Origin of the sequence: Vibrio sp. HS-50-1 (genome assembly GCF_024747315.1) — a bacterium.
Taxonomy (GTDB): Bacteria; Pseudomonadota; Gammaproteobacteria; order Enterobacterales; family Vibrionaceae; genus Vibrio; species Vibrio diabolicus.
Genome location: NZ_JAMPZF010000015.1, coordinates 1 through 2,871 on the forward strand (window position 1 = coordinate 1; position 2,871 = coordinate 2,871).

The following is a 2,871-nucleotide window of genomic DNA, read 5'->3' on the forward strand; positions in this document are numbered from 1 at the left end:
CATCAGTTTTGGTGTTTATCTGTTTCGGCGCTCGTCTTTACACCTTACAGTTTGTACCTTTCATGTTCTTTCCGGTGGCACTATATGCGGAGTGTTCGCTTTGATTTCTCCGTTTACGGTTTCTAACTTTTAGCCTATTTCTTTGGCGCTTCTTCGTTTTTGCTGTGTTTTCCAAGTGAACTTTGTCTTTCCTTGGGGCTGTCGTTTGAGTGCGAGGAACGAATCCTTTTCTAATTTGAAGCCAATGAAAGTAGAGCAGTTCCGCGCGTTTTTCTTCTAGCCAACTTTCGTTTCTCAATGGCGGTAAAGTTTTGTAGCTGCCCGTCTCACTTCAGTGTTCAAAGCCTTTCATATCATGCCACTTTTCAATATCTTGGAGCGCATAAATAGAAGTAGCGTATGTACTAACAAATTGCTTAAGAGTGATTCGTAACGCGTGGCATTTTTACTATACGGTGGTTTATGTGATTAAGGCGCTGTGCGGTAGCTTTTGTATTGCGTTGCTCACACCTTAGCAAGGCGTTATGTACTTGTGCCAATACGCGGTTTCACTCACATGTGATTGTTTTTCTGACAAATTTTAGTATAATGCCGCGATTTTTAATTTAGAGGGTATTTTGTGACTGAGTATTGGAACCAATTTCTGTCTTTTATGATGGAAATGAATGTTATTTCTGAGCAGAAAGAAATACTCTTACCTTATTCTCATTGGCCCCTTTTAGCTTTTCTATTATCTCTACTTTTAATATATAAAATTCAAAAATCAAAAAAATGGGTGACTAAATCAATAAACCTAATAGTAGGTGATGGCATATCTAGCACGTATATTGCTATTGTTACTTTAGTGTTTGGTGCTCTATTTTCAGTTTTCAGCAATGAGTTGAAATCAGAAATGCAGGGTGGCGTGGGTTACACCGTTATATTGTCTCTAATAGGACTAATGAGCCTGTTTTTTGTTCTCAATAGAAATGACTACGTTATCCAAAAAGAAGTTAAAGAAAAGGAAAATAAACTAGATAGGCAAATTAACAACCTTAAAATACATTTGTCAAATATGCCTCCTAAGACAGTGCTTTCTCATATATCGCAACACGTAATTGCACTAAATGAATTGGCTCGGCAAGATTCAATCGAAGTAGAGGAGAAAGTAAAAGAAATACTTTCTTCAATCGTTAATCTGGCCGCTTTATGGGACGGGCACGAAAAACCTCAAGAGGTTGACTATAATATCAACTTTATGGTGCTACTTGATAGTCAGGCGGTGAAACATGCTATAAAGCAAGGAGAGCCTGATTTTAGTCGCGCTATTAATGAGTCTCCGTTTTTCTTGTATTCAGATAATCTTGATAGTTGTTTGGATAATTGTGATGCAATTCTATACACAAAAAGAGCTTATAGTGTCTCTACCAATGGCGCTAAGCCGTCAAACACTGAAGAGCCGTGCATGTGTTTGCCAGTAACCTATTCTCAAAGAGAGGTTAAGACTAAACAGCCCAATTTATTTGGTGCTCCGGCTTGTATTGTAGAGAACAAGGCAATATACATCCCCAATACATCGGAAGCATTACAGCGGTTTATCAGAGAGGCTCAATCTACTCATGTTAGATTCTCCAAGCATTATCAAAATCTACTGGAAGAATATTATGAGGGCTGTAAGTTCTCTATATATTCAATTCCATTGAAGGACAAGGATGGTGTTATATTTTCTGTGGTTAACATATATCAAGGTTTTATTGGTTCAGATGATAAATTAATCCTTCGTTCAGAAGAGCATGCTAGTTCTTTTTATCATTTGATGTCTCCGATTTGTAATCTTCTAGCTCAAGTGCTAGATTCAGAATCAAGAGACTCGTCATCAAAACCAGATGAATTGGGTGTTGTTGGAGAAGGAGGTTAGTATGTCACTAAAAGAAATCATGAAATTGAGAATGACAATTACTAGACGAACAATCATTCACTCTAGCACTTTGGAAGTTAGTTCTCTCCCAGATTCTGAAGCTGATGACAACGTCATAACCTTTGCTGATTATGCTTCAGAGGAAGAAGCTTTTAGTGTTGAGGAGTGGCGAGAAAAATTGGAGCTGCAACTAAAAGAAGCTGAGTTGTCTTTCCATTATAAAGATAGTTAAAATTCGTTCGAATCGTTAAAAGCGCCTGTAACTAGGCGCTTTTTTTGTGCTGCGTACATAACAAAGCATTTAAGAGTGATTCGCAACGCTTGGCAGTTTCGCTTCGCTCAAGTATAGCCAAGCGCTGCTCACACCTTAATGCGGCGTTAGTTTGCAAGAGGAAAAACGCAGTTATATCGCAAGATCTACCAGTAAAAGCTCAAAGTTGAAATTGTCGTATCGACGTTCAATTTCAGTGTTAACTAGCGTGGTGAAAATCCCAAGTTGGCATCGTTTCAACGGTTGATTTGTTCTTTGGTGCGGCGACTTTTGGGATAATTTAGTCGTACTTTTTTGCTGAAACTCTGTTCGTTAAGTTTGTTGGTACAAAAGCCGATTTACTCGCTGAAATGACGTTTTCTCTGGTGTGGTAAGTTCACGTGGTTTCAGTGCCTTTGTTGAAAGTCCGCATTGTGAGATTGGTTTTCCAAAAGCGCTTTTTGGTGTTGTGAGTTCGTTTTCTGCGGCGTTGTTTGTTCCAAGTGGTTTCATTGACTAGCCGCTTTGAGACTACGCCTGACTTAAGTGCATCAAAGCACATAAAGTTTGTTGTTTGCAAAGTTTAAAATAACTTAAAATCAACGCTTTGGGTTTGCAAACTAACAAACTGTTCAAGAGGGATTCGCAACGCGTGGCATTTTTACTATGCGTTGATTTTAGTGTTTAAGGTGGTTTGCGGCGGCTTTGGTATTGCGTTGCTCAC

2 protein-coding genes are annotated in these 2,871 nt (G+C 38.7%); both read left to right on the top strand.

Translation table 11 applies throughout. The features are described from left to right. Positions 1-619 precede the first annotated feature (619 nt). Positions 620-1,897 carry a hypothetical protein gene (locus NDJ01_RS08400; RefSeq protein WP_258586552.1) on the top strand — a complete coding sequence of 426 codons (1,278 nt, stop codon included), beginning with the start codon at positions 620-622 and terminating at the stop codon, positions 1,895-1,897. A 1-nt stretch (position 1,898) separates the two neighbouring features. After that, complete coding sequence (locus NDJ01_RS08405) at positions 1,899-2,129, top strand: hypothetical protein (protein ID WP_258586553.1); 231 nt, start codon at positions 1,899-1,901, stop codon at positions 2,127-2,129. Positions 2,130-2,871: the final 742 nt, after the last annotated feature.

What these genes read in the sequence shown, in the direction of transcription:
- NDJ01_RS08405 (WP_258586553.1), top strand. Translation starts at nt 1,899, where the DNA reads ATGTCACTAAAAGAAATCATGAAATTGAGAATGACAATTACTAGACGA.